Here is a 25,738-nt window from a genome sequence, read left to right as displayed (position 1 = left end):
CAGCAGGAAGCAATCGTGCGCACGCCCATTATTTGCTGTCGATCAACTACCTGCCCGGCCGTCCTGCTCGCCTGCGCCTTCCTCACCAGCGCCTGCGACAGCCGCGATGTGCCAACGCCACCCGCCTCCCCCGCCACCGTTGGCAATGCCGAACAGGGCCAGCGTTTGCTGGCGCAGTTCCAGTGCGGCGTCTGCCATCAGATTCCCGGCGTGCCCGCAGCGCGCAGCTATGTCGGCCCCAGCCTGGCCAACATGCGCCGCCAAAGCTATATTGCCGGCCAGTTCCCGAACCAGCCCGGCACATTGGTGCGCTGGATCGTCGACCCGCCATCCATGCAGCCAGGCACCTTGATGCCGGCCATGGGCGTGTCGCCCGACCAGGCGCGCGACATGGCAGCCTATTTATACGGCTTGCCATGAGCCATACGCCTTTTATCCAATCCGCGCTGCATCCTGCCGGGCCCGACGCGTTCATCATCCACGATCTCGCCTGGCTGCTGATCATCGGCGCTAGCGTGATCCTGCTTGGGATGGTGCTGCTGCTGGTGCTGGCGCTGCGGCGCAAGAAAAGCGGCGCGCCGGTGCGCCCACTGCGCTGGCTGATCGGCGGCGGCGTGGTCCTGCCCCTGGTGGTGCTGTCGGCGCTGCTGGCCTGGAGCACGCTGCGCAGCGCCGACCTGACGCGGCCCTCGTCGCAACACGCGATCAAGATTGCGGTGACGGCCAAGATGTGGTGGTGGGAAGTGCGCTATACGGACCCGGCCACAGGGCGCGATATCGTGCTGGCCAATGAAATCCGTCTGCCGGCCGGGCAAAGCGTCTACCTGGGCTTGACCAGCACCGACGTGATCCATAGCTTCTGGGTGCCAAAGCTGGCCGGCAAGGTCGACATGCTGCCCGGCCGCCTGCATGGATTGACCGTGCGTGCCGACCAGCCCGGCATTTATCGGGGCCAGTGCGCGGAATACTGCGGCGAACAGCATGCGCGCATGGCGCTGCATGTGGTGGCACAACCGCCGGAACAATTCCATGCCTGGCTGGCCAGCCAGGCCAGGCCGGCCGCTACACCGACCAGCGCGCTGGCCGTGCGCGGACGCGATGCCTTTGTCGCCCAGCGCTGCACCGCCTGCCACGCGGTGCGCGGCCTGGCAGGCGACGCAACACTGGGACCGGACCTGACGCATATCGGCAGCCGCCTGTACCTGGGCGCCGGCACCTTGCGCAACAGTCCCGGCGCCATGGCCGGCTGGATTGCCGATCCGCATGCCAGCAAACCAGGCGTGCGCATGCCGGCCGCCGGCGACCTCGACGGCCCTACCCTGGCCGCCATCAGCGCTTATCTGGAGCAGTTGCAATGAGTGTCAGCCCGCTTTCCACACGCTTGCCCAGCTCCTTGCCGCGTCCGCCCGACGAATTGCCGCAGCTGGAAAAAATCTGGCGCACGCCGACTGGCTGGCGCTTCTTCACGACAGTCAATAACAACAATATCGGCCTGCTGTATATCGGCACGGCGCTGCTGTTCTTCGTGCTGGCCGGCATCCTGGGCCTGCTGATCCGCTTGCAGTTGGCGGTGCCGGAGAACAACTTTCTGTCGGCCGGCACCTATAACCAAATCTTCACCATGCATGGCACGGTGATGATGTTTTTGTTCGCTATCCCCGTCGTCGAGGCGATTGCCGTGTACTTGCTGCCCGGCATGCTCGGTGCGCGCGACCTGCCGTTTCCGCGCCTGTCGGCGTATGCCTTCTGGGCCTATGCGGTGGGTGGTTTGGGCTTTTTCAGCAGCCTGTTCTGGGGCCTGGCGCCGGACGGCGGCTGGTTCATGTATCCGCCACTAACGGGCAAGGAATATTCGCCGGGCCTGAATGCCGACTTCTGGCTGCTGGGCATCGGCTTTATTGAAATCTCGGCGATTGCCGGCGCGATCGAGCTGATCGTCGGCATCCTGTACACACGCGCACCGGGCATGACACTGTCGAAAATGCCGGTCTATGCCTGGGCCATGCTGGTGGTCGGCGTGATGATCGTGTTTGCGTTTCCCGCCGTAATCGCCGGCACCACCCTGCTGGAGATGGAACGCGCATTCGACTGGCCGTTCTTCATTGTCGAGCGCGGTGGCGATCCACTGCTGTGGCAGCACCTGTTCTGGTTCTTCGGCCACCCCGAGGTGTATATCATTTTCCTGCCGGCCGCCGGCATGGTCTCGACCATGATCCCGACGCTGGCCGGAACAGAGCTGGTCGGCCACCGCTCGATCGTCGCGGCGCTGCTGGCGGTGGGCTTTTTCAGTTTCGCGCTGTGGGCTCACCATATGTTTACGGCCGGCCTGGGCGTGCTGGAAATGAGCCTGGTATCGGCCGCCAGCATGGCTGTGGCGATCCCTACTGCGGTGCAGGTGTTTGCCTGGATCGCTACCTTGTGGCGCGGACAAGCCTCGCCGGCCAACGCGCCGACCCTGTTCCTGCTGGGCTTCATGTTTATTTTCGTGCTGGGCGGACTGACGGGCGTGATGGTGGCGGTGCTGCCGTTCGACTGGCAGGCGCACGACACCTATTTCATCGTCGCCCATCTGCACTATGTACTGATCGGCGGCATGGTGTTTCCGATGTTTGCCGGCTTTTATTACTGGCTGCCGCTGGTCAACGGCCACCGCCTGTCCGAGCGCTGCGCGCGCTGGGTGTTCGGCCTGATGTTTGGTGGCTTCAACCTGGCTTTTTTCCCGATGCACCTGACAGGCTTGTGGGGCATGCCGCGCCGCGTCTACACGTATCCGGCCGACATGGGCTGGAACAATCTGAACATGGCGTCGAGCATCGGCGCTTTGACCCTGGCGCTGGGCATCGTGCTGTTCTTTATCGACCTTATCCGCACCTTGCGCAAACCCAGGCAGGAGCACGGCAACCCGTGGCGCGCCGCCACCCTGGAATGGCTGCCGATGGAACACTACGCCGTGCGCAGCATTCCCGAGATACGCTCGCGCCACCCGCTGTGGGACCAGCCGAACCTGCCCGAAGAAGTGGTGGCCGGCCAGCACTGGCTGCCCGGCACCGTCACGGGCTTGCGCGAAACCATCATCACCAGCCCGATCCAGGCGCGCCCCTTGTACCTGCAGATTTTGCCCGGTGACAGCGCCTGGCCGTTGATCGGCGCGCTGGGCACGGCTGGCTTCTTTTTGCTGTTGACCATAGAACAGACCTTGCTGGCGTGGAGTTGCGGCATTGCTGCCATCGTCGCCATCATCGCCTGGATGTGGCAGACCGACAGCACGCCGCCATTGAGCACGGCGCGAATATCGGATACGCTGGTGCTGCCAGTCGGCATTACCGGCCCCGCCTCACATTCGTGGTGCGCCACCATCATCATGCTGATCGTCGACGCCAGTATCTTTGCCGCATTTGCGTTTGCGCATATCCATAGCGCGATGGCGCTGCAAATATGTCCGCCACCGGGCGCCCGCTTGCCAGCACCGCTGTGGCCGTGGGCTGCCTGTGCGCTGCTGCTACTGGGCGCTATCATGATGCTGTGGGCGCGCAAATTACAATTAAGCAATAGGCAAGGTTTGCTGCGCCTGGCCGTGCTGCTAGCGCTGGCCTGCGCCCTGGCCGGCTTCGGCATGGCCTGGTACAGCCAGGCGCAAGCAGGCCTGTCGCCAACCGCCAGCGCCTGGGCCGCCACCGTGGCTGCGCTGCTGGCCTACCAGGGTTTCCATGTACTGATCCTGGTGCTGGTGGCCAGCTTCCTGTGCGCGCGTTCGTGGGTGAACCGCTTGCTGCCGATCCATCGCGTGACGCTCGACAATTGCAGCCTGCTGTGGCACGGCACGGCGTTGCAGGGCATAGTCGGGATTGCCATCGTGCATCTGATGCCATCGCTGATGGGCTAAGGAGAGACCATGGCTGCACAAGACCATTTGCTGCGCCACATGCTGCAACCGGCGCTACCGCTGCTGGTATGGGGAGTGCACTTTTTCTTTTGCTATGTCGTCGCGGCCGAACAGGCGCGTTTCAACAAGACGTCGCTGTCATGGATATTGAGCGTCGCTTCACTGCTGGCACTGGCAATATTGACTGTGCTGTGCTGGCGCGCGCTGCGCCGGCTGCATGCGGGCGGCGCCATCAGCATGCTGCACTGGGCGAATGCGGCGTGCGCCGTGCTGGGAGCGGTGGGCGTGGCGCTGAGCTGCCTGCCAATGCTGCTATTGCTCAGCTAAAACGCGTCAGCCACAGCACGATTTTGCGCCGCCCTAGGCCATCGCCAGCCCCAGGTTCTGCAGGATCGCGCAATCGGGCTTGTCGTCGCCGTGGCACGATTGCGCCAGGTGGGCCAGGGTATCGCGCATCTCCGTCAGTTCGGCGATGCGCTTGTTCAAATCGGCCACGTGCGCCTGGGCGATGCCCTTCACGTCAGCGCTGGCGCGCTGGTCGTTTTGCCACAGAGACAATAGTTCGCGTATCTGCTCCAGCGAAAATCCCAGTCCGCGCCCGCGCCTGATGAAGCGCAAGGCGTGCAAGTCGTTCGGCGTGTAGATGCGGTAGCCCGCGTCGCTGCGCGCGCTGGGTTTCAACAATGAAATGCTTTCATAGTAACGTATCATTTTCGCCGATACGCCCGTTTCGCTTGCTGCCTGGCCGATATTCATCCTCTTACCTCCTTGGTATGCGCGCTGCGCGCTTTCCAGCGGCGCAGCAACAGGGTATTGCTGATCACGCTGACCTACCTGGCTGCCAGCGCCGCAGTAACAGCGCATTGCTGATCACGCTGACCTACCTGGCTGCCAGCGCCGCAGCAACAGCGCATTGCTGATCACGCTGACCGAGCTGAAAGCCATCGCCGCACCCGCCACCATGGGGTTGAGCAAGCCGAAGGCGGCCAGCGGAATGCCGATCAGGTTATAAATAAAGGCCCAGAACAGATTCTGCCGTATCTTGCTGTAAGTGCGGCGCGAGATATCGATGGCATCCGCCACCAGGGCCGGATCGCCACGCATCAGGGTAATGCCGGCCGCGTGCATGGCCACATCCGTACCCGTCGACATGGCGATGCCCACGTCGGCCGCCGCCAGGGCGGGCGCATCGTTGATGCCGTCGCCCACCATGGCCACGCGTGCGCCGTCACGCTTGAGCGCTTCGATTCTAGCGGTTTTATCGCCAGGCAGCATTTTGGCCGCCACCGTATCGATGCCCAGCAGCTTGCCGACGGCGTCGGCGCTGCCTTGATTGTCCCCCGTCAACATCACCGTCTGGATGCCCAGGCTGTGCAGATGGGCAATGGCAGCCTGGGCATTCGGCTTGACCTGGTCGCTGAAGGCGAACAGACCCAGCAACTGATCGCCAGATGCGAGCCAGGAAATCGTGTTGCCCGTGTTTTCCAGCGCCAGGGCCTTCGCTGCCAGCGGCGCCAACTCCACGCCCTGCTCCTGCATCAGCCGCGTGCTGCCCAATGTCAGCTCCAGGCCATCGACGCGCGCCGCCAGGCCACGCCCCGGCAAGGCCGACAGGGCCGTGGCGGGCAAGGGTTCGATCTGGCGTGCGCTGGCCGCGTCCAGCACGGCGGTAGCCAGGCTGTGTTCGCTGCCGCGCTGGATGCTGGCGGCCAGTTGCAACAGGCGTGCATCGTCGATGCCATGCGCATGCAGGGCGGCCAGCGCGGGTTTGCCCACCGTCAAGGTGCCCGTCTTGTCAAACACGACGGTGGTGACGGCGTGCGCCACTTCCAGCGCTTCCGCATCCTTGATCAGGATGCCGTAACGGGCGGCAACACCGGTGCCGGCCATGATGGCCGTCGGCGTGGCCAGGCCCAGCGCACATGGGCAGGCGATGACCAGCACGGCCACGGCATTGATGATGGCGTTTTCCAGTTCGCCCGTGGCGAACCACCAGCCCAGCATGGTCAGCAGTGCCAGCACCAGCACCACGGGCACGAAAATGGTGCTGACCTTGTCGACCAGGTGCTGGATGGGTGCCTTGGCCGCCTGCGCGTCTTCCACCAGGCGGATGATGCGCGACAGGGTGGTCTCGCCGCCCACTGCCTGCGTGCGCACCAGCAACAAACCATCGGCATTGATGGAGCCGCCCGTGACCTTGTCGCCCGGATGCTTATCTACCGGCAAGCTTTCGCCCGTGATCAACGATTCGTTGATCTGGCTGGCGCCTTCCACCACCACGCCATCGACGGCGACCCGCTCACCGGGACGGATCACCACCAGGTCGCCCACTTTCACCTGTTCCACAGGCAAGTCTTGCTCCACGCCATCGCGGCGCACGCGGGCCGATTCCGGACGCAGCACTTGCAGCGCGCGGATGGCCGAGGCCGTTTGGCGCTTGGCGCGGCTTTCCAGCCATTTTCCCAGCAGCACCAGCGTGATGACGACGGCCGACGCCTCGAAATACAGGTGCGGCAGCATCTCGCCCGCCGTCAGCCACTGGTAGACGGACAAACCATATGCGGCGCTCGTGCCCAGGGCCACCAGCAGATCCATGTTGCCGCTACCGGCACGCGCAGCCTTCCAGCCCGCCTTGTAGAAGCGCGCGCCAAAATAGAATTGCACGGGCGTGGCCAGGGCGAATTGCAGCCAGCCAGGCAGCATCAGATGGATGCCGGCCCATTCCAGCAGCATGGGCAGCATCAAAGGAAAGGCGAGGATGGCGGCCAGCGCCACTTTGACGCCATCGCGATTCGGTGCGACTGCGGGCGCGCTGGCCTTGCTGGCGGCAGGCACCCTGGCTTCGTAGCCAGCCTTGTCGATGGCGGCGACCAGCGTGGCGGCATCAACGCCGCCCGTCACCTTGATGCGGGCGCTTTCGGTGGCCAGGTTGACGCTGGCCGCAGCCACGCCTGGCACTTTCAGCAAGGCTTTTTCCACGCGTCCCACGCAAGAGGCGCAGGTCATGCCCGCGATATTCAAGTCGATCTCGCGTTGCGCCACGCTATAGCCGGCCTTTTCCACGGCCGCCTGCAAGGTGGCCAGAGCAATTGGCGTGCTTGACGTGACTTTGGCCACCTCGGTGGCCAGGTTGACGCTGGCCAGGCTGACGCCGGGCACGGCGGCCAGCGCTTTTTCCACGCGGCCCACGCAAGAGGCGCAGCTCATGCCTTCAATGTCCAGCGCCTGCGCATAGGCGTGGGTGGCGGGAGTGGGAGTATCGGGAGCGAGTGCGGCCTGGTGCATGACAGATCCTGTACGAAGATTAACTAATGCATACAGGGTCGGCTATCCAATGATGGGAAGGTCAAGCCCTATTTGTAAGGTGCGGCACTGGACGACTTTAACGCACGACACAGTCGATGGCAGCCGCCTTGCTGCTGCCGGCGCTGCCGCTTGACGTGGGCGGTACTGCAGAAAATGCCGGTGGAGGCGCGAACGGCAGGCCGGGATTGGCGGGCAGGACTATGGGCGGCTGCTGGAAATTGGACGTAAAACCGAACTGCCCGGCGGCAAAGTTTTGCGCCCCGGAAGGATTCGCCACATGAATCAGGCCATCGATCACTTGCACATACAGGCCCGGGACCGGCCCCGATGGCGCGCCAGGCGCTGGCGGCGCAACATAGTTGGCAACAAACGTCGTGCCGCGAATGCCGATGGTGGCGGCCGGCGTCTTCATCTCGAAGCGCTCCTTGTTGCGCTTGCCCAGCAGCCCTGTGACGGAACGCAAGCCGCCCTTGAGCAGGCTGAAGATGGCGTGGTCGCCATCGGGCTGCTCCGCCGTGTAGGTGAATTGTTCAATTACAAAGCTGGAATTCGGTTTCAGCGTGATCTCGCTATTGTCGATCAGCTTGATCAGTGCATAGGTCTCTTTTTCCGTCAGCAAGGTATCGCCCTGCTCGACTTCGGACTTGATGGCCAGCAACTTCACCTTGCCATCGGCCTTCTTGACCATCAGCGGACCGCTCAACTGCATCACCGTGCCCGCCACCAGCCCAGCCCAGGCAGGCGCACCGGCACACATCAGGGCGAGCCAGAGCAACACCTTGCTTGCAAAATTCCTTGCAAGGTTAGTTGCAATACGTTTTTTTAGGTGCTTCATCGTATTTGTATCCTGTTGAGTTATCTTTGGCATCTGCTACGTCCTTGCTGTCCGTTTTCTTGTCATCGGCTCGGGTGCTGCCCGGCAAACTTGGCGGGGCCGCATCGGCGGCCCGGTCCGACTGCTTGATAATGGCCGCGATCGTGTTGGAGACGCCGACGGGCACGCTGATAGTCGTGGTGGGCAGGAAGATCGCGTCTGGCATGTCTACCGTGCCGTTTGGCGCCATCATGCTCACATTGGCGCGCTGGCGGTTGATGCGCACGCCCGATGCCCCCGTGATGCTGCCAGCCTTGGCCAGCAAACTCATGCCCGATGCAGCCGGCAGCGTAAAACTGGCAGTCCCCGCAAAGCGCACGCTGTCGCCAGCGCTGGCCGTGACATTGCCGCCGCTGGCCACGCTCGCATTGCCCTCGACGCTAATGCCGCGTCCCGCCGTCAGGCTGACGTCACGGGCCGCCGTCAAGCGCGCGCCATCGGCCAGCACCACATCCGTGCTGGCATTGATCGCAATATCGTTGCCCTCAATCTTGCCGTTCACGCTGACCGGACTGTGCGCCGCCAGCGTCACATTGCCGCCATTGGCATTGATATTACCGGCAGACAATGCCCCCGTATTGTCGATGGCGATATTACCGGCGCCCGTGCTGAGCGAGCCAAGTACCAGCGTACCCGGCGCCGAGGTATTATTGAGCACAATGCCGCCGCCTGCGCGATTGCTGGCGGTAAAACTACCCACCTGGTTGCCCGCATTGCCCAACACCACGCCGTTTTGCGCCTGCACATCCACGCTGGCGGCGACCAGCGCACCGTCCTGCGAAATGGCGCCGTTCAGTGCGCTCAGGCGCACCTCGTTCGCCGTCAGGCTGGCAAAGCGCAGGTCGCCGCTGGCCTGGCTGATGGCCAGCTGGCCCGCCAGGTTGATGACGCCGGCCGCCTGGCTGAACTGGTTGGCGATGGCAAGATTACCGTTGCCGCTCAACATGCCGCCGCTTTGCGCATAACGGTCGGCCGACAAGCTGCCGTTCAGCAACAGGTTGCCGCCGCTGATTTCCAGGCCAGCCAAGCCGCTCAGCACGGAACGATCCAGCACGCTGGCGCCCAGCGTCAAGCTACCGCCCGTCAGCAGCAAGCCCGTCGCCGAGTTCAGATTTTTCAGGATGGTGCTGCCGGCCGCCGCGCTGTAGGTGACGACGCCGTTGCTGCGGGAAAAATCCACGGCCAGCACATTGGCGCCTTCTGGCACGACGCCACCGTCCCAATTGGCCGCATCGCTCCACAAGCCGTTGCCGCTGCCGACCCAGGTTGATAATTGCTTTTGCGCAATCGATGCCTGTGTCGTGCCGCCTGTCGTCTCCAGGGTGTAATTACCCGCGTCGGCGCCCGCCAGACGGAAGCCGCTAAGCGTGACTTGCTTGCCGGCACCGGCATTACGGTCGGCAAAATTTCCGCTGCCGCCCACCACGCTGACCACATCCTGACCCAGCACACCATTCGCCGTGGCGCTGACAACAGCGCTGGTCGTGCCGTCATACACCTTGTTACCGGCATTCAAGCCGGCCAAGGTCAGGCCGGCCGGCGTGATGCTGGCCAACAATCCTGTCGGCAAGACGATAAAGTAATTGCCTGCGTCAGCGCCCGTCAGTGCCGCGCCGCTCAGGCTGACGGCCTTGCCAGTGCCCGCATTCTTGTCCGCGAAATTGGCTACTGCCCTGACGCCCAGGCTATCGCCGGCGATGCGGTCATCAGCCAAGGTCACGCTGGCGCCCGTCGTGCCATCGTAGACTTTGTTGCTGGCCACGCCAGACAGGTTCAAGGCGCGCGCGGCGATATTGGCCGTGGTGCTGCCAGTATTGGCGCCCAGTACATAATTGCCTGCATCGGCGCCGCCGAACGCCACATTCGTCACATTGACCGTCTTGCCCGTGCCCGCATTCTTGTCGCCAAACGCAGCATTGCCAGCCACCGCCAGTGCATCGCCGGTAATCCTGTCATCGCCAAAATTGACCAATGCGCCCGTCGTGCCATCATAGGTTTTGTTGACGCCGCTCAAATTGACGTTCAGGGTACGCGCAGCAATATCGGCCGTGGTGCTGCCACTACTGGCGCCCAGCACATAGTTGCCCGCATCGCCGCCGCCCAAGACTACATTCGAGACGTTGACGCTCTTGCCCACACCTGCATTCTTGTCGCCGAAGGCTGCATTGCCTGCTACCGTCAACGCATCGCCGGTAATCCTGTCATCGCCAAAATTGACCAATGCGCCCGTCGTGCCATCATAGGTTTTGTTGACGCCGCTCAAGGTGACGTTCAGGGTGCGCGCGCCGATATCGGCCGTGGTGGTGCCAGTATTGGCGCCCAGCACATAATTTCCCGCATCAACGCCGTTCAGGCCCAGATTCGTCACATTGACGGTTTTCCCAATACCCGCATTCTTGTCGCCGAAGGCGGCGCTGCCCGCCACCGTCAGGGCATCGCCGGTAATCCTGTCATCGCCAAAGTTGACCAATGCGCCCATCGTGCCATCATAGGTCTTGTTCACGCCGCTCAAAGTGACGTTGAGGGTGCGCGCAGCGATATCGGCCGTGGTAGTGCCACTATTGGCGTTCAGCACATAATTACCCGCATCGCCGCCGCCCAACACTACATTCGTCACATTGACGGTTTTCCCAATACCCGCATTCTTGTCGCCGAAGGCGGCGCTGCCCGCCACCGTCAGGGCGTCGCCCTGGATGCGGTCATCGCCAAAATTGACCAATGAACCCGTCGTGCCGTCATAGGTCTTGTTGACGCCGCTCGAGGTGACGTTCAAAGTGCGCGCCGTGATATCGGCCGTGGTGCTGCCACTATTGGCGTTCAGCACATAATTACCCGCATCGCCGCCGCCCAAGACTACATTCGAGACGTTGACGCTCTTGCCCGTGCCCGCGTTCTTGTCGCCAAACGCCGCATTAGCCGCCACCGTCAGCGCATCGCCGGTAATCCTGTCATCGCTAAAATTGACCAGCGCACCCGTCGTACCGTCATAGGTCTTGTTGACGCCGCTCAAGGTGACGCTCAGGGTACGCGCGCCGATATCGGCCGTGGTGCTGCCACTATTGGCGTTCAGCACATAATTTCCCGCATCGCCGCCGTTCAGGCCCAGATTCGTCACATTGACGGTTTTGGCCACGCCCGCGTTCTTGTCGCCAAACGCCGCACTGGCCGCTACCGTCAGGGCATCGCCGGTAATCCTGTCATCGCCAAAGTTGACCAATGCGCCCATCGTGCCATCATAGGTCTTGTTCACGCCGCTCAAAGTGACGTTGAGGGTGCGCGCAGCGATATCGGCCGTGGTAGTGCCACTATTGGCGTTCAGCACATAATTACCCGCATCGCCGCCGCCCAACACTACATTCGTCACATTGACGGTTTTCCCAATACCCGCATTCTTGTCGCCGAAGGCGGCGCTGCCCGCCACCGTCAGGGCGTCGCCCTGGATGCGGTCATCGCCAAAATTGACCAGCGCACCCGTCGTGCCATCATAGGTCTTGTTGACGCCGTTCAAGGTGACGTTCAGGGTGCGCGCGCCGATATCGGCCGTGGTGCTGCCGGTATTGGCGCCCAGCACATAATTTCCCGCATCGCCGCCGCCCAACACTACATTCGTCACGTTGACGCTCTTGCCCACACCTGCATTCTTGTCGCCGAAGGCTGCATTGCCTGCTACCGTCAGGGCATCGCCGGTAATCCTGTCATCGCCAAAATTGACCAATGAACCCGTCGTGCCGTCATAGGTCTTGTTGACGCCGCTCAAGGTGACGTTCAGGGTGCGCGCGCCGATATCGGCCGTGGTGCTGCCACTATTGGCACCCAGCACATAATTGCCCGCATCGGCGCCGTTCAGGCCCAGATTCGTCACGTTGACGGTTTTTCCAATACCCGCATTCTTGTTGCCGAAGGCTGCGCTGCCTGCTACCGTCAGGGCATCGCCGGTAATCCTGTCATCGCCAAAGTTAACCAATGCGCCCGTCGTGCCGTCATAGGTCTTGTTGACGCCGTTCAAGGTGACGTTCAGGGTGCGCGCGCCGATATCGGCCGTGGTGCTGCCGGTATTGGCGCCCAGCACATAATTTCCCGCATCGCCGCCGCCCAACACTACATTCGTCACGTTGACGCTCTTGCCCACACCTGCATTCTTGTCGCCGAAGGCTGCATTGCCTGCTACCGTCAGGGCATCGCCGGTAATCCTGTCATCGCTAAAATTGACCAGCGCACCCGTCGTACCGTCATAAGTCTTGTTGACGCCGTTCAAGGTGACTTTCAGGGTGCGCGCCGTGATATCGGCCGTGGTGCTGCCGGTATTGGCGCCCAGCACATAGTTGCCCGCATCAACGCCGTTCAGGCCCAGATTCGTCACATTGACGGATTTTCCAATACCCGCGTTCTTGTCACCGAAGGCTGCGCTGCCTGCCACCGTCAACGCATCGCCGGTAATCCTGTCATCGCCAAAATTGACCAATGCGCCTGTCATGCCGTCATAGGTCTTGTTGACGCCGTTCAAAGTGACGTTCAGGGTGCGCGCGCCGATATCGGCCGTGGTGCTGCCAGTATTGGCGCCCAGCACATAATTTCCCGCATCACCGCCGTTCAACACTACATTCGAGACGTTGACCGTCTTGCCCGTGCCCGCGTTCTTGTCGCCGAAGGCTGCGCTGCCTGCTACCGTCAACGCATCGCCGGTAATCCTGTCATCGCCAAAATTGACCAATGCACCCGTCGTGCCATCATAGGTTTTGTTAACGCCGCCAAAACTGACGTTCAGGGTGCGCGCCGTAATATCGGCCGTGGTGCTGCCGGCGCCCCCGTTAAGCACATAGTTGCCCGCGTCCTGCCCCGTCAGGTGCCCTGTCGCCACCTGATAATCAACAATCTTGCCATTGCCAACGTTCTTGTCGCGGAAGTTGCCCAGCAAACCGGCCATGCTGACCTGGTCTCCAGGCGCCAGTCCTTCGAAATAGCCATTCAACGCAGCATATTTCGTCCCATCGTAGACGCGGCTTTGCGCGCCCAGGACACCGTAATTCAAGAGGCGAGCAGTGATGTCGGACGTGACGTTGGCCGTGTGTGCGTTGATGACATAGTTGCCTGCATCGGCACCACTCAGGCCGACCTGCGTGACATTGACGACCTTGCCCGTGCCCACGTTCTTGTCGCCAAATGCTGCATTGGCCGCCACCGTCAGCATGTCGCCGCCGATGCGGTCGTCGCCGATGGTGACTACGGCGTCCGTCGTACCGTCATAGGTCTTGTTGACGCCACTCAAGGTGACGTTCAGGGTGCGCGCGGCGATATCAGCCGTTGTGCTGCCGCTATTGGCATTCAGCACGTAATTACCCGCATCGGCGCCGCCTAATGCCACATTCGTCACGTTGACGCTCTTGCTCACACCTGCATTCTTGTTGCCGAAGGCTGCGCTGCCTGCCACCGTCAACGCATCGCCGGTAATCCTGTCATCGCCAAAATTGACCAATGCACCCGTCGTGCCATCATAGGTTTTGTTGACGCCGCCAAAACTGACGTTCAGGGTGCGCGCCGTAATATCGGCCGTGGTGCTGCCGGCGCCCCCGTTAAGCACATAGTTGCCCGCGTCCTGCCCCGTCAGGTGCCCTGTCGCCACCTGATAATCAACAATCTTGCCGTTGCCAACGTTCTTGTCGCGGAAGTTGCCCAGCAAACCGGCCATGCTGACCTGGTCGCCTGGCACCAGTCCTTCGAAATAGCCATTCAACGCAGCATATTTCGTGCCATCGTAGACGCGGCTTTGCGCGCCCAAGACACCGTAATTCAAGAGGCGCGCAGTGATGTCGGACGTGACGTTGTCCGTGTGTGCGTTGATGACATAGTTGCCTGCATCGGCACCACTCAGGCCGACCTGCGTGACGTTGACGACCTTGCCGGTGCCCACATTCTTGTCGCCAAATGCTGCATTGGCCGCCACCGTCAGCATGTCGCCGCCGATGCGGTCGTCGCCGATGGTGACTACGGCGTCCGTCGTACCGTCATAGGTCTTGTTGACGCCACTCAAGGTGACGTTCAGGGTGCGCGCGGCGATATCAGCCGTTGTGCTGCCGCTATTGGCATTCAGCACGTAATTGCCCGCATCAAGCCCGCCCAATGCCACGTTCGTCACATTGACGGCTTTTCCAGTACCCGCATTCTTGTCGCCGAAGGCTGCATTGGCCACCACCGTCAGCGTGTCGCCGCCGATGCGGTCATCGCCGATCGTGACCACGGTGCCCGTCGTGCCGTCATAGGTTTTGTTGACGCCGCCAAAACTGACGTTCAGGGTGCGCGCCGTAATATCGGCCGTGGTGCTGCCGGCATTGGCGCCCAGCACATAATTGCCCGCATCGGCGCCGCCCAACGCCACATTCGTCACGTTGACGGTTTTGGCCACGCCCACGTTCTTGTCGCCGAAGACTGCACTGCCCGCCACCGTCAGGGCATCGCCGGTAATCCTGTCATCGCCAAAATTGACCAGCGCACCCGTCGTGCCGTCATAGGTCTTGTTGACGCCGCTCAAGGTGACGTTCAGGACGCGCGCCGTGATGTCAAAAGTGGTCGTGCCATTCAGGGCGATGTCGTATTTGGTCGACCACAGGCCCGTCAAGCCGTAGTTGCCTACATTGCGCGCATTGTTTCCGTAACTGAGGCTACCATTGACGCCTGTATCGCCGTCCAGCAAACCCGCGTAAGCCAAGGTGCCGAGGAAGCTGGCCACATTTCCATCGTAGACCTTGCCACTCGCATTGTCCGTTATATCGACTCGCAGGGGCTTCAGGAACGCCTTCAGCATCGGCATCGTGTTACCGTCGTAGATGCGCCAGACGCTGCTGAAATCAAAACCGCCAAAGCTACCCTGCTGCTGCATCTGCGCATTGTTCAGGCCCGTAGCACCGCCTTGATCCAGCGCAATGCCGGCCGTATCAACATTCCAGTAGCCGTGGACCACGTTCGCATCGCCGCGACCGACCAGTCCGCCAACCGTGTTGGCGGTAAAATCATTGCCGGCCACGGCGCCAGTGCTGTAGACATTGCTGACATTGCCGCCCGCCGCGTTCCAGCCGATCAATCCGCCCAGGTTTGCCTGTGTCACCTGCGAGCCGCTATTGGCCAGCGCCCCGACGGTGCCGGTGGCGTAGGCGTTGCTGATGCTGCCGCCATTTCGCCCGACCAAACCACCTACATTGCTCCGGCCGCTGACGGCGGCGCTGCTGCTGACGTTCTCGATCGTGCCACTGATAACATTCCCCACCAGCGCGCCCACATTGGCGATGCCGGACACGCTGCCGCCGTTCAGGCTCAGGTTGCGCAAGGTGCCGCCCTGCAAGGTGCCGAACAGGCCTGCCGGCGAGTCGGACAACGCGCTGCCATCGATAGTCAGGCTGCTGATGGCAAAACCACCGCCATCGAAGACGCCGGAGTATGCCGCGCCGCCACCTGCGATGGGCACAAAACCCTTGCCACCGTTCCAGTTCAGCGTGCCGCTGGCGTCGATATTGCCCGCCAGGCGATAGCTGTTGCCCAGTACCAAGCTGCCGATGCCTTGCAAACCATAGATATCGGCGATGCCATATGGCGTGCCCGCGTCGCCAGTGCCACCGATGACGCGCAAGAAACTGGCGGTCGGCGCGATGGTAAATTTTCCGGCGGAAAAAGTCGGCAAACTGGCCGCATTTTGCATCCAGGCGCCGGCGTCGAGCACAAACGTGCCACCCACCGACACGGCGCCCGTGGTCGTAATCGGCGAGCCCGAATTAAGGTGCAGGTCACCCGTCGTGACGAGGGAGCCTGATATTTGCATGCCGCCTGTGTTCGCGCCGTCGCCGATGGTCAGCGATGCCGCCGAGATGGTGGCCAGTGCCCCCAGGTCCAGCTTGAGCAAGGCGTTCGGTGGCGTGATGGCCACATGCGCGCTGCCCGCCGTGCCGCCGAAATCTATGCCGCCGCCGAGACTCACATTGTCCGCCTGCAAGCTAACTACCTGGTTCGCAACGCCGCTGCCTTTCAATTGCACGCCCGTGCCCGACAACGCGATCTTGCCGCCTGCATAGTTGGAGACAATGTTCAGGTTGCCGGTGCCGACATTGACCGCGCCAGCGCCCTGCACGCTGGCGCCAGACAGTATCACGCCGCCATTGCCGGTTGTGATGGCCGCATTCAACTGGATCAGCGAGCCGGGCGCCGATCCTACTCCGGCGCTCGCATCATTGGCCGACAGCTTGACCGCCCCACCGAGCGTGGTGATGGGAGCGTAGACGTTGATCGTCTCGCCAGCGATGGCGGTCAGGCCGACGCCAGATTTCCTCATCGAAATAGGGTTGCTAAAATTGATGCGGTGCGTGGCCTGCAAGATGACATTGGCGTCGGCGTCGGCGATGGTGTCGGCACCGATGGAGGTTGAGACGCTTGGCGTGCCCTCACTGAAACTATCGACAGCATCCAGGCTGCCGCCAGTGCCATAAATCACATCGATATCATAAGGATCAAGCAGCCAGTCGCCCGTCTTGCCGTGACCCGAGCGCGCGCGCGTGTCGACGCGGATGCCATCGACCGCCAGATAATGGCCCGACGTTTCGACGAAGCCGCCATCGCCGCCTTGCGCGCCGCCGCGCGCGGAAATGCTGCCGTGTACCTGCGCCGACTCGTCGCCCCAGGCGATGACCTTGCCGCCCTTGCCGCTGTTGACGGCGTCGGCATTGACGCTGGCATCCTTGCCGAGCACCACCTGGCGCGCATTCTGCACGGCCGCGTTCTTACCCTGATAGTCGCCGCCCAGCAAAACCGTGCCGCCGCCCGTGCCGCCGCTGGCGTCGATTTTCGCATCGCCGAACAGGCCTACCTGGTCACCCAGCACCTGGACCTCACCGCCCTGGCCCGCGCCCGTGGCCGACGTCACGCTGCCGGTCGACAATACCGTCTGGCCGCTGGCCTTGAGCACGATCTTGCCGTTTTGCCCAACGACGGCGCTGTTCGCGTTGAGCACGCCACGCTGGCTGACCAGCGCGCCGGCCATGCCAATGCTGCCGCCCTGGGCGATGATCTGGCCCAGGTTCAGCGCCTGGTCAGCAGGCGCCGATACCAGCACGCGCAATTGCGGATTGCCGGGGTCTGCCAGTTGCACGCTGCGCCCGGCCGCCAGGATCACTTCGCCATTTGGCGCCGTGATGATGCCGGTATTTTCCACGTTGGGCGCGATCAGCAATACTTGCCCGCCGGAACCGGCGCGGATGGCGCCCGCATTGCTGACGGCGCCGGCTGTGCTACCTGCCGTAAACTGGCGCTTGCCAGCCAAAAAATCTTCATTCGAGATGCCCAGGCTGGACGCCACCAGGCCATTCACGTCCACTCTCGCGCCCTGGCCAAAAACGATGCCGTTCGGGTTGATCAGGAACACCTTGCCGTTCGATTCCAGCGCGCCCAGGATCTTGCTGGGATCTTGTCCCGTGATGCGGTTGAGTACGGCGCTATTGCCGTTTTCCTGGATGAAGCGCGTGATTTCGCCCGCGTGGATGGAAAAACTCTGCCAATTGATGATGGTGTTGGGCGTGTTCGTGATCGAGAAGATATTGCCTTGCTGATTGAACGTCGCCTGTCCATTGACCACCTGCGGCAAGGCGGGATTGGCCTGCGCCGCGCCGAAGCAGGTGGCCAGCAGCAGCGCCAGTGCCGTGCGGCGCAAGGGCGGCCCATACAGCGGCAGCGTCAGGGCGGAAACGGAGGCGTGGTGGACATGGTTATGCATGATGTTCATCCTGATACTAGTAAGCCAAGGCAAGGCGGAAATGCAAACGGTTGGCGTCCCGCTGTCCCGTGTCGCCGCCATTGACGACATGGGCGTAATCGAGCTGCACATTGGCGTAGCGGCTGAGCATCAAACGCATGCCGAGCCCGGCGCTGCCGATACCCTGTGAATGGCTTTCGCCGGGCAGCGCATGATTGCGGCGCAGCCCGGCCGTGTCATAAAAGGCCAGCGCGCGGCATTGATAGCCCAGCGCCTGGCCGCACCAGTTCGGCGTGTACAGTTCCAGGTTCAGGCTGGCGCCGGAATCATTCGACACCTCGCGCTCGGCAAACCCGCGCACGGACGACGCGCCGCCGGCGCCGAACTGCTCGCCCGGCACCAGCGCATCCGGCGTCACCTGCGCGTTGATCAGAGCGCGCCATTGCCAATCGTTGCTCAGCACGCGGCCCGTGCTGGCGCTCAGGCGCAAGGTGTTGTAGGCAGCCTTGGCATGCGTGCGCACAAGGTCGAAATCGGCTTGCGCGCCGTGCTTGCCGCCTGGAAAGTTGTGCGCGAACGTGAGGGCCACGCTGGTCTCCCCGGTGGGCAGGCTCCAGGCGCCGATGTAGCTGACGCTGAGCGGGTGCACCGTCACGTTGGCACCGAGCTCCATGCCGAACAGTTGCACGCTGTTGCGGTAAGCCTTGTAATCGATGCCGTACACCAGCTTGGGTTCGAAATCGTCACGGCGGGCAAAGTTCTGGTTGTAACGGATGCCGGCCATGCTGCCCTGGCCGCTGACGGCCAGATCAAAGATGCCGGCCGAGACGCTGCCCGAATCGACGTTCGAATAACTGGCGAAAAAGTCCATCGAGTCGCCCAATGCGTACAGCGGCAAATGGTAGCCCGCGCCATACACGCCGACCTTGTCCGGGTTTTCCAGGCTGCTCGTATATTGCAAGCTGGCAACATGGTCGCGGCCCCACAGGTTGGCGTGCTGCAACACCACGCCCACGTGCGTCTTGCCCGTCTGCGCATTGCCCGTATTGTCCACGTTGAGCATGGCTTTCCAGGCCGCTTCGTCGGCTACCGTGACGATGGCGTCGATGGCCCCCGCCTGCTCGTCGGCTTGCAGGCGCACTTCGATCTTGCGCGCCGGATTTTCATTGGCCAGTTTCAGGCTTTGCGACAGGGCGTGCAGATTCGGCGTCTCGCTTTCGCGCAGGGCCGGCAAGGCACGCCGCACGTTGGCGTCGTCGACATGCGTATTGCCACTGATGTCCAGCTTGCCCAGCGGCGTTTGCAACACGCTCAGGCGCACTATGCCCTGCTCCAGCTCCTGCTCGGGCAATTGCACCTGCACGGTGCTGTAGCCACGCGCGCGGTAGGCGTTTTCCAGCGCCTCGACGGCGCGGGCGATGTCGGAAAAATCACGCTGGCGGCCCGTGAACGGGGCCAGCAGCGCTTGCACCTGGGTCTCGCCGAGCAAGGTATTGCCCTGCACGTCAAAACGGCTGATGTCGAAACGCGGCACGCCATCGTCCAGCGTCACCGGCCCGGCCTCACTCATGGAAACGGCAGCGCCGGTGGCGCCGACGGCGAACAGCAGCGCGGAACCCGCAAGCAGGTGCACCAAACGATATGTCATGTGAAGGATTTCTTGTGTAGCCGGACCAGCGCGCGGCCCGCAGGCGCCAGCGGCAGCGTGTCCAGCAATGGATTGAAGACAAATTTTAGACGGCTTTTAGTTTCTAGTCAGAAATTTCTAACGTTTTTGGCACGATTTTCATCGCAGCGCAGCATACATTGTGCGCACAAGGGAGAAATGTAATTTAATCAACAACATTTTACCTGTCGTCCGCTACTCATTTGCTATCCAGTGCCGTCACGCCATCCCAGCCGGCGGCGGGCGGCGTGCGGCAGTAGCGCTCCACGCGCGCCGCATACAGGCGATACAAGCCATCGTTTGGGAAATCGGCCTGCAATTGCGCGATCAGGACGGCGGCGGCGTGCCAGTCGCGCGCGCGCAGCCGGTCCAATGCCGCATGCCAGCGCGCCAGTTGCGCCAGTTCGGCCGGCTCTACCGCAGCGGCATCGGCCAGCAGGCAGCGCGGCTCGAAGATTGCCACCGCTTCCTGCTTGCCCAGCACGCGTATCAGGTCCAGTTCGCGGTACAGGAATTCGGGCGCGGCCGCGCGCGTGGCGGCGCCCACGACGATGTCCACGCCATAGCGTTTGCTGGCGCCTTCCAGGCGCGAAGCCAGGTTCACGCTGTCGCCCATCACGGTATAGGCGCGGCGAATGCGCGAGCCCATGTCGCCCACATGCATGGAACCCGTATTGATGCCGATGCCGATGCGCAGCGGCGGCCAGCCGCGCTCTGTGAACTGCTGGTTCAAGCGCGCCGCACTGCGCTGCATCAGCAGCGCGCTGGCCACGGCGCGGCTGGCATGGTCGGAAAAGGCCACCGGCGCGCCCCAGAAGGCCATCACGGCGTCGCCGATGTATTTATCCAGCGTGCCGCCATGGCTGTCGCGGATATCGTGCGACATGGCCGTCAGGTACTCGTTGATGTATTCGCGCAGCGTGGCTGGCGCCAGTTGCTCGGAAATGGCCGTAAAGCCGCGCACGTCGGCAAACAGCACCGTCAGTTCGCGATTCTCGCCATCCATGGTGTAGCGCTGCGGGTTGTCAGCCATCTCGGCCACCAGTTCGGGCGCCACATATTCACCGAAGCGCGCCACCAGCGCGCGCCCCTTGCGCACCTCGAAAAAGTAACCCCAGGCCAGGTTGACGATGAACAGCGCGACGATCAGCAGCAGCACCACGGCGCTGCCCAGCACCAGATCGCGCACCGCGTACAGGTAAAGGTTGATGGCGATGGTGAGCGCCAGCGCACCCAGCGTCACCAGCATCACGCCGGCCGGCGGCAGCACGGCCAGCGCACCAGCGAGCAGCATGCCAGACAGCACGATCTGCACCAGCTCGAACGCCAGCGCGTAGTCGGGGCGCGCCTTGAAGCGGCCATCGAGAATGGACTTGATCAGGTTGGCGTGCACCTCCACTCCCGGGTATTGCGCATTCACGGGCGTGGCGCGGATATCGTTCAAGCCGGGCGCCGTGGTGCCGACCAGCACCAGGGCGCCCTGCAGCAGCGCAGGCGGCACGCTGCCGGCCAGCACATCGGACGCCGACACATAGCGAAACGCGCCGCCATCGGGGCCACCAGTGCCACGGAACTGCACCGTGGTGGTCAAGGCTTCTCCAACGGGGATCGGCGTGGCGCCGCGCGCGGTGAACAGCACGATATGTTCCAGGCCCGCGTTGTCCAGCTGGCGCGCCGACAGGCTGTCGGCCGTGCGCGTAAAGCTGGGGGCGATGGCGCGCGCCTGCAGGTAGACGGCGGCAGTGGCCAGCGACAGCGAAGGATAGTAGCCGTCGCCGATGCGCTGCAGCAAAGTCGACGAACGCAGCACGCCATCGGCATCGGTCAGCGCCGTGAAGATGCCGGCGCCTTGCGCAGCCGCCTGCAGCAGCGCAATATTGGCTTCGTAGCCGCGCGCCACATACGCCGTCACGGCGCGTCCATTCAGGTCGGCCACGCTAAAGGCAGGCTTGGGCAGCACGCCCTTGGTTTGCCGCTCCGAGACGCTGTAGCCCAGCACCACGGGCTGGCCGCGCATGGCGCTGGCAAACAGGCCGTCGTAATCCATGGCCGGGCGCAACTTTTCCAGCTGCGCCGGCAGGCCCGCCACGCCGGCCAGCTCGCCGTGCGCCAGTGCCTGCAGCACGGCATAGCCGGAGCTGGTATCGGCTTCGGGAAACGAGATGTCAAAGCCCAGCGCGGCCACGCCATAATGGCGAGTGAGCTGGCGCACCAGGCGCGCCTGGATGTCGCGGCTCCACGGAAAACGGCCCACCTGGGCCAGGCTTTTTTCATCGATATCGACGATGACGATGCGCTTGTCCAGCTGCGGCGTTTCGGCGCGCATGCGCCAGTCGCCCAGCATGGCGTCAAACCGCGCGATATTCTCATTGCCGGCCAGGCAAAGGATGGCGGCCGCCACGCTCACGAGCACGCCCAGCAGCGCGCGCGCGCCATGCCTGCGCAAGATGGGCGCCAGCGCCGCGCGCCAGGCCTGCTTCACGGGGTGTAGCCCGGAATGGACGCCTCGTCGACGGCATCGATCTGGCTCGGGTGCATGTGCTTTTCAGCGAAAGCCAGGTAAACTTTGCTGCGGATGAACACGTCGAACAGCTCCGGATCGATATGTCCATTCAGGCTGAAATTACCCAGGATACGCAGCGATTCAGACAGCGATTTCCCCTTCTTGTAGGGCCGGTCGCGCGCCGTCAGCGCCTCGAAAATGTCGGCGATGGCCATCAGGCGCGCCGGCACCGACATCTGCTCTTTCGTCAGGCCGCGCGGATAGCCCTTGCCATCCATGCGCTCATGGTGGCCGCCCGCATACTCCGGTACTTTTTGCAGATGCTTGGGCCACGGCAGCGCTTCGAGCATGCGGATCGAGACGCTGATATGGTTGTTGACGATAGCCCGCTCGGCCACCGTCAGGGTGCCCGCGCGGATGGTCAGATTTTCCGTCTCGTCGGCGTCGAGGAAATCGCGCAGCTCGCCGTCAAACGCGCGCCAGCGGCGCTTGGCGATCTGCCGCACGCGCTCCTGGTCGGCCTGCGCCATGCTTTCGCCGCCAATGTTCACTGTGCGGATGAAGTCGCGCTCTTCGCGCAGCGCGGCTTGCTCGCGCTCCAGCGCATGGGCGATGGCCTCACGCTGCTGCGGCTGCGCTGCCTGCTGGCGCAAGGCCGCGATCTCGGCGTCGCGCAGCAGCACTTCGTAGCGCGTATCGATCAGCGCGATGCGGTCAAAAATGGTTTCCAGCTTGGTGGCCTTGTCGACCACGTGCACAGGCGTGGTGATCTTGCCGCAATCGTGCAGCAGGCCGGCCAGCCAGAGCTGCTTGCGTTCATTCTCGCTGAGCCGGAAATCGGCCAGCGGCCCCGTTTGCATGGCGTGCGCAGCGTCGGCCAGCAGCATCGTCAGCTCGGGCACGAACTGGCAGTGGCGCCCCGTGTACGGCGACTTTTCATCGATGCCGATATTGATCAGGGTGACCAGCGATTCGAGCAACTCTTCCAGCTGCGAAATCAGCAATTGATTCGTCAGCGCCACGCCCGCCTGCGCCGCCAGCGCCTCGATGAAACGCTGGTCGGTCGAGGAAAACGCACGCACCGGAGCCGTGGCGCCATCCCTGGCATTGACCAGTTGCAGCACGCCGATCAGGTCGCCCTCGTGGTCGCTCATGGGCACCGTCAGGATCGATTGCGTGTGGTAGCCATGGTGGCGGTCGAAAGCACGCATGCCGGAAAAATTGAAAGTCTCGTCGCGATACACGTCGGCAATATTCACGCTGCGGCGCATATTGGCCGCATACGCCGCCACCGACGCCAGGTTGGGCTGGCCCGCGCCATCGAACAGGGGCACGCCGGGCACGCCGATGTCCGCCCCTGGCGCGATGCCCAGGCTATCGTTGACGCTGATGTGGAAATCGAGCTGGCGGCCATCAAGAGTGGGCCGGTACAGGGTGGCGCCATCGGCACCGCTCATGCTTTTTGCCAGCAGCACGATGCGCTGCAACAGCGGCCCGATATCGCGTCCTTGTCCACCGAGGCGATCGCCAAGCGCGACACTGAGTTCGGTCAATTGCTCAAGCCGGTGGGCGATTTTCTCAGGGTGCAGCTGAGGCATGTTGATGGCGATCAGGTAAGGAGAAGGGATGTGGGCAAGCGCCAGTGTAACGGCCACCCAACACGCTGTACATTACTCAATTGCAACAAAATGAAATAACTTACCCTGTTGCAACACGCATAAATGTTGCCGCCAATCCCATTAATTAGAATAGAATCAACAATAATTACACAGTAACAAGGTATTGAATGAAATTCACGTTCAGGGGGGTACGCGGCTCCATCCCCTCCCCGGGCCCGCGCACGGCGCGCTATGGCGGCAATACCACGTGCATCGAGGTGCGCACCGATAACGATAGCCTGATCATTCTTGATGCGGGCAGCGGCATCTTTTCACTCGCGCAGCAACTGCCGGCCGGCCGGCCGGTGGACGCTTATGTCTTCATCACGCACAGCCACTGGGACCACATCCACGGCCTGCCCATGTTTTCGCCGCTGTTCGTGGCCGGCAATCGCATGCGCCTGCATGGCGCCTACGATGCAGCCGCCGGACGCGGCATCGAACACGTGATGGCGGTGCAACTGCAACACAGTTATTTTCCCGTCAGCGAAGCGGCCATGGCGGCCAGTATCGAGTACCGCACCGTGGTGCCCGGCGTCGCCATCGAGGCGGGCGGCGCGTGCGTGCGTGGCACCGAGATGAACCATCCGGTCGTCAACCTGGGCTACCGCATCGACTGCGCCGGCGCCTCGCTGTTCTTCAGCGGCGACCATGAACCGTTCTACAACCTGCATCCGCCCGGCCATGCCGAACACGCGGCATGCGCCGCGCGCAATGCCGAGCGCCAGGCCGGCATCGACGCGCTGGTCGCCAATGTCGATGCGCTGATCATGGACTGCTCCTACACGCGCGAGGAATACCCTGGCAAGCAAGGCTGGGGCCACGGCACCTTCGACGCCGCCTTCGAACTGGCCCTGCGCTGCGGCGCGCGGCGCCTGTACTGCACCCACCACGAACCGACCCGCAGCGACGAACAACTGGAAGCCGTGTTTGCCGACGTGATGGGACGCTATGCGAGCCGCCTGGCCGGCTTGCAGGTGTTCCTCGCCTGCGAGGGACTGACGGTGGAACTGGCTGGTACATAAAAAAGGGAGCCATGAGGCTCCCTTTTTACTGGCGTTGGCTATCCATTACATGATATGGCGGCCAATCCACCATGCGATCGCGGCGACGAACGCGGACGCTGGAATCGTGAAGACCCAGGCCCAAACGATGTTGCCGGCAACACCCCAGCGTACGGCCGACATTTTTTGTGCCGAGCCGACGCCGACGATGGCGCCCGTGATGGTATGGGTGGTGGAGACGGGAATGCCCAACGCCGTCGAGATGAACAGCGTGATGGCGCCGCCCGTTTCGGCGCAGAAGCCGCCGACCGGTTTGAGCTTGGTGATCTTTTGGCCCATGGTCTTGACGATGCGCCAGCCGCCGAACAGCGTACCGAAGCTGATCGCCGTGTAGCACGAGATGATGACCCACAGCGGCGGCATCGCGTCGGTGGTGCTCGAGTAGCCGGCGGCAATCAAGAGCATCCAGATGATGCCGATGGTTTTTTGTGCATCGTTGCCGCCGTGGCCCAGGCTGTACGCTGCGGCCGATACCAGTTGCAAACGGCGGAACCATTTATCGACCTTGCGCGGTGTCGAGCGCACGAAGATCCAGGACACCAGCAGCATGATCAGGGAGCCAAACAGGAAGCCCAGCACCGGCGACAGCACGATGAACAGGACGACTTTCCACAGACCGGCCGAGATCAGTGCACCCGTGCCGGACTTGGCGACAGCAGCGCCTACCAGCCCGCCGATCAGGGCGTGCGAGGACGACGAAGGAATGCCGTAGTACCAAGTGACGAGGTTCCACACGATGGCGCCCATCAAGGCGCCAAAGATGACATATTGGTCAATCACCGCGGGGTCGATCGTGCCCTTGCCTACCGTGGCGGCAACGGTCAGCTGGTGGAAAACGAAAATGGCGACAAAGTTGAAGGTGGCAGCCATGGCAACCGCGGTCTGCGGTTTCAATACGCCCGTCGAGACCACCGTAGCGATCGCGTTGGCGGCATCGTGGAAGCCGTTCATGAAGTCAAATAGCAGTGCCAGGATGACAAGCAGGCCTAGCACGTAAATGCTCATTTGGATGGTTTGCATGGATTTTTCTTTTCTGATTCTGATTCAGGACAGACGC

13 protein-coding genes are annotated in these 25,738 nt (G+C 62.8%); 5 read left to right on the top strand and 8 right to left on the bottom strand.

What is annotated here, in order from left to right:
- Positions 1 to 15 precede the first annotated feature (15 nt).
- The 4 genes from ACQ4W6_RS08815 to ACQ4W6_RS08800 are packed head-to-tail and all read left to right on the top strand — an operon-like array spanning position 16 to position 4,210.
- Positions 16 to 420, top strand: coding sequence for a c-type cytochrome (locus tag ACQ4W6_RS08815; protein WP_436566802.1), 405 nt, complete (start codon positions 16 to 18; stop codon positions 418 to 420).
- Positions 417 to 1,358: a cytochrome c oxidase subunit II gene (gene coxB / locus ACQ4W6_RS08810; protein ID WP_436566801.1), complete on the top strand. Its 942-nt coding sequence runs from the start codon at positions 417 to 419 to the stop codon at positions 1,356 to 1,358. Before ACQ4W6_RS08815 ends, coxB begins: the two co-directional genes overlap by 4 nt.
- On the top strand, positions 1,355 to 3,883 hold the full coding sequence (locus tag ACQ4W6_RS08805) for a cbb3-type cytochrome c oxidase subunit I (RefSeq protein ID WP_436566800.1): 2,529 nt from the start codon (positions 1,355 to 1,357) through the stop codon (positions 3,881 to 3,883). Before coxB ends, ACQ4W6_RS08805 begins: the two co-directional genes overlap by 4 nt.
- 9 nt (positions 3,884 to 3,892) lie before the next feature.
- Positions 3,893 to 4,210, top strand: coding sequence for a hypothetical protein (locus ACQ4W6_RS08800; protein ID WP_436566799.1), 318 nt, complete (start codon positions 3,893 to 3,895; stop codon positions 4,208 to 4,210).
- Between the two features lie 33 nt (positions 4,211 to 4,243).
- Here ACQ4W6_RS08800 and cueR read toward each other — a convergent pair whose 3' ends face one another.
- The 7 genes from cueR to ACQ4W6_RS08765 form a co-directional block, all read right to left on the bottom strand.
- Entirely contained in the window at positions 4,244 to 4,639 is a 396-nt protein-coding gene (gene cueR / locus ACQ4W6_RS08795) for a Cu(I)-responsive transcriptional regulator (protein WP_436566798.1), read from the bottom strand.
- Between the two features lie 114 nt (positions 4,640 to 4,753).
- The gene (locus tag ACQ4W6_RS08790) at positions 4,754 to 7,168 is read right to left on the bottom strand and encodes a heavy metal translocating P-type ATPase (protein WP_436566797.1); all 2,415 of its coding nucleotides are present in this window, start codon (positions 7,166 to 7,168) and stop codon (positions 4,754 to 4,756) included.
- A gap of 97 nt (positions 7,169 to 7,265) precedes the next feature.
- On the bottom strand, positions 7,266 to 7,967 hold the full coding sequence (locus ACQ4W6_RS08785; RefSeq protein WP_436566796.1) for a FecR family protein: 702 nt from the start codon (positions 7,965 to 7,967) through the stop codon (positions 7,266 to 7,268).
- A gap of 25 nt (positions 7,968 to 7,992) precedes the next feature.
- Positions 7,993 to 17,811, bottom strand: a complete 9,819-nt coding sequence (locus ACQ4W6_RS08780; RefSeq protein ID WP_436566795.1) for a YDG domain-containing protein — start codon at positions 17,809 to 17,811, stop codon at positions 7,993 to 7,995.
- Between the two features lie 16 nt (positions 17,812 to 17,827).
- Positions 17,828 to 19,438, bottom strand: coding sequence for a ShlB/FhaC/HecB family hemolysin secretion/activation protein (locus ACQ4W6_RS08775; RefSeq protein ID WP_436566794.1), 1,611 nt, complete (start codon positions 19,436 to 19,438; stop codon positions 17,828 to 17,830).
- 217 nt (positions 19,439 to 19,655) lie between these two features.
- Entirely contained in the window at positions 19,656 to 21,938 is a 2,283-nt protein-coding gene (locus ACQ4W6_RS08770) for a CHASE2 domain-containing protein (protein WP_436566793.1), read from the bottom strand.
- Positions 21,935 to 23,557, bottom strand: coding sequence for an HD domain-containing phosphohydrolase (locus ACQ4W6_RS08765; protein WP_436566851.1), 1,623 nt, complete (start codon positions 23,555 to 23,557; stop codon positions 21,935 to 21,937). Before ACQ4W6_RS08765 ends, ACQ4W6_RS08770 begins: the two co-directional genes overlap by 4 nt.
- Before the next feature lie 188 nt (positions 23,558 to 23,745).
- On the opposite strand from ACQ4W6_RS08765, the gene ACQ4W6_RS08760 reads away from it, so the two are divergent.
- Positions 23,746 to 24,642 carry an MBL fold metallo-hydrolase gene (locus ACQ4W6_RS08760; protein WP_436566792.1) on the top strand — a complete coding sequence of 299 codons (897 nt, stop codon included), beginning with the start codon at positions 23,746 to 23,748 and terminating at the stop codon, positions 24,640 to 24,642.
- Positions 24,643 to 24,687: 45 nt separating this feature from the next.
- On the opposite strand, the gene ACQ4W6_RS08755 is transcribed toward ACQ4W6_RS08760, so the two are convergent.
- Complete coding sequence (locus tag ACQ4W6_RS08755; protein WP_436566791.1) at positions 24,688 to 25,701, bottom strand: inorganic phosphate transporter; 1,014 nt, start codon at positions 25,699 to 25,701, stop codon at positions 24,688 to 24,690.
- Positions 25,702 to 25,738 lie beyond the last annotated feature (37 nt).

This window comes from Janthinobacterium woesei (assembly GCF_051380875.1).
Classification (GTDB): Bacteria; Pseudomonadota; Gammaproteobacteria; order Burkholderiales; family Burkholderiaceae_D; genus Janthinobacterium.
The sequence above is the reverse complement of the archived record's forward strand: the minus strand, read 5'-3'. Positions and strand labels throughout refer to the sequence as shown.

Bases quoted from the DNA above. Each gene is read 5' to 3' on its own strand.
- ACQ4W6_RS08765 (WP_436566851.1), bottom strand. From the start codon at position 23,557: ATGCCTCAGCTGCACCCTGAGAAAATCGCCCACCGGCTTGAGCAATTG.
- ACQ4W6_RS08800 (WP_436566799.1), top strand. From the start codon at position 3,893: ATGGCTGCACAAGACCATTTGCTGCGCCACATGCTGCAACCGGCGCTA.
- cueR (WP_436566798.1), bottom strand. From the start codon at position 4,639: ATGAATATCGGCCAGGCAGCAAGCGAAACGGGCGTATCGGCGAAAATG.
- coxB (WP_436566801.1), top strand. From the start codon at position 417: ATGAGCCATACGCCTTTTATCCAATCCGCGCTGCATCCTGCCGGGCCC.
- ACQ4W6_RS08775 (WP_436566794.1), bottom strand. From the start codon at position 19,438: ATGACATATCGTTTGGTGCACCTGCTTGCGGGTTCCGCGCTGCTGTTC.
- ACQ4W6_RS08780 (WP_436566795.1), bottom strand. From the start codon at position 17,811: ATGCATAACCATGTCCACCACGCCTCCGTTTCCGCCCTGACGCTGCCG.
- ACQ4W6_RS08755 (WP_436566791.1), bottom strand. From the start codon at position 25,701: ATGCAAACCATCCAAATGAGCATTTACGTGCTAGGCCTGCTTGTCATC.
- ACQ4W6_RS08790 (WP_436566797.1), bottom strand. From the start codon at position 7,168: ATGCACCAGGCCGCACTCGCTCCCGATACTCCCACTCCCGCCACCCAC.
- ACQ4W6_RS08760 (WP_436566792.1), top strand. From the start codon at position 23,746: ATGAAATTCACGTTCAGGGGGGTACGCGGCTCCATCCCCTCCCCGGGC.
- ACQ4W6_RS08805 (WP_436566800.1), top strand. From the start codon at position 1,355: ATGAGTGTCAGCCCGCTTTCCACACGCTTGCCCAGCTCCTTGCCGCGT.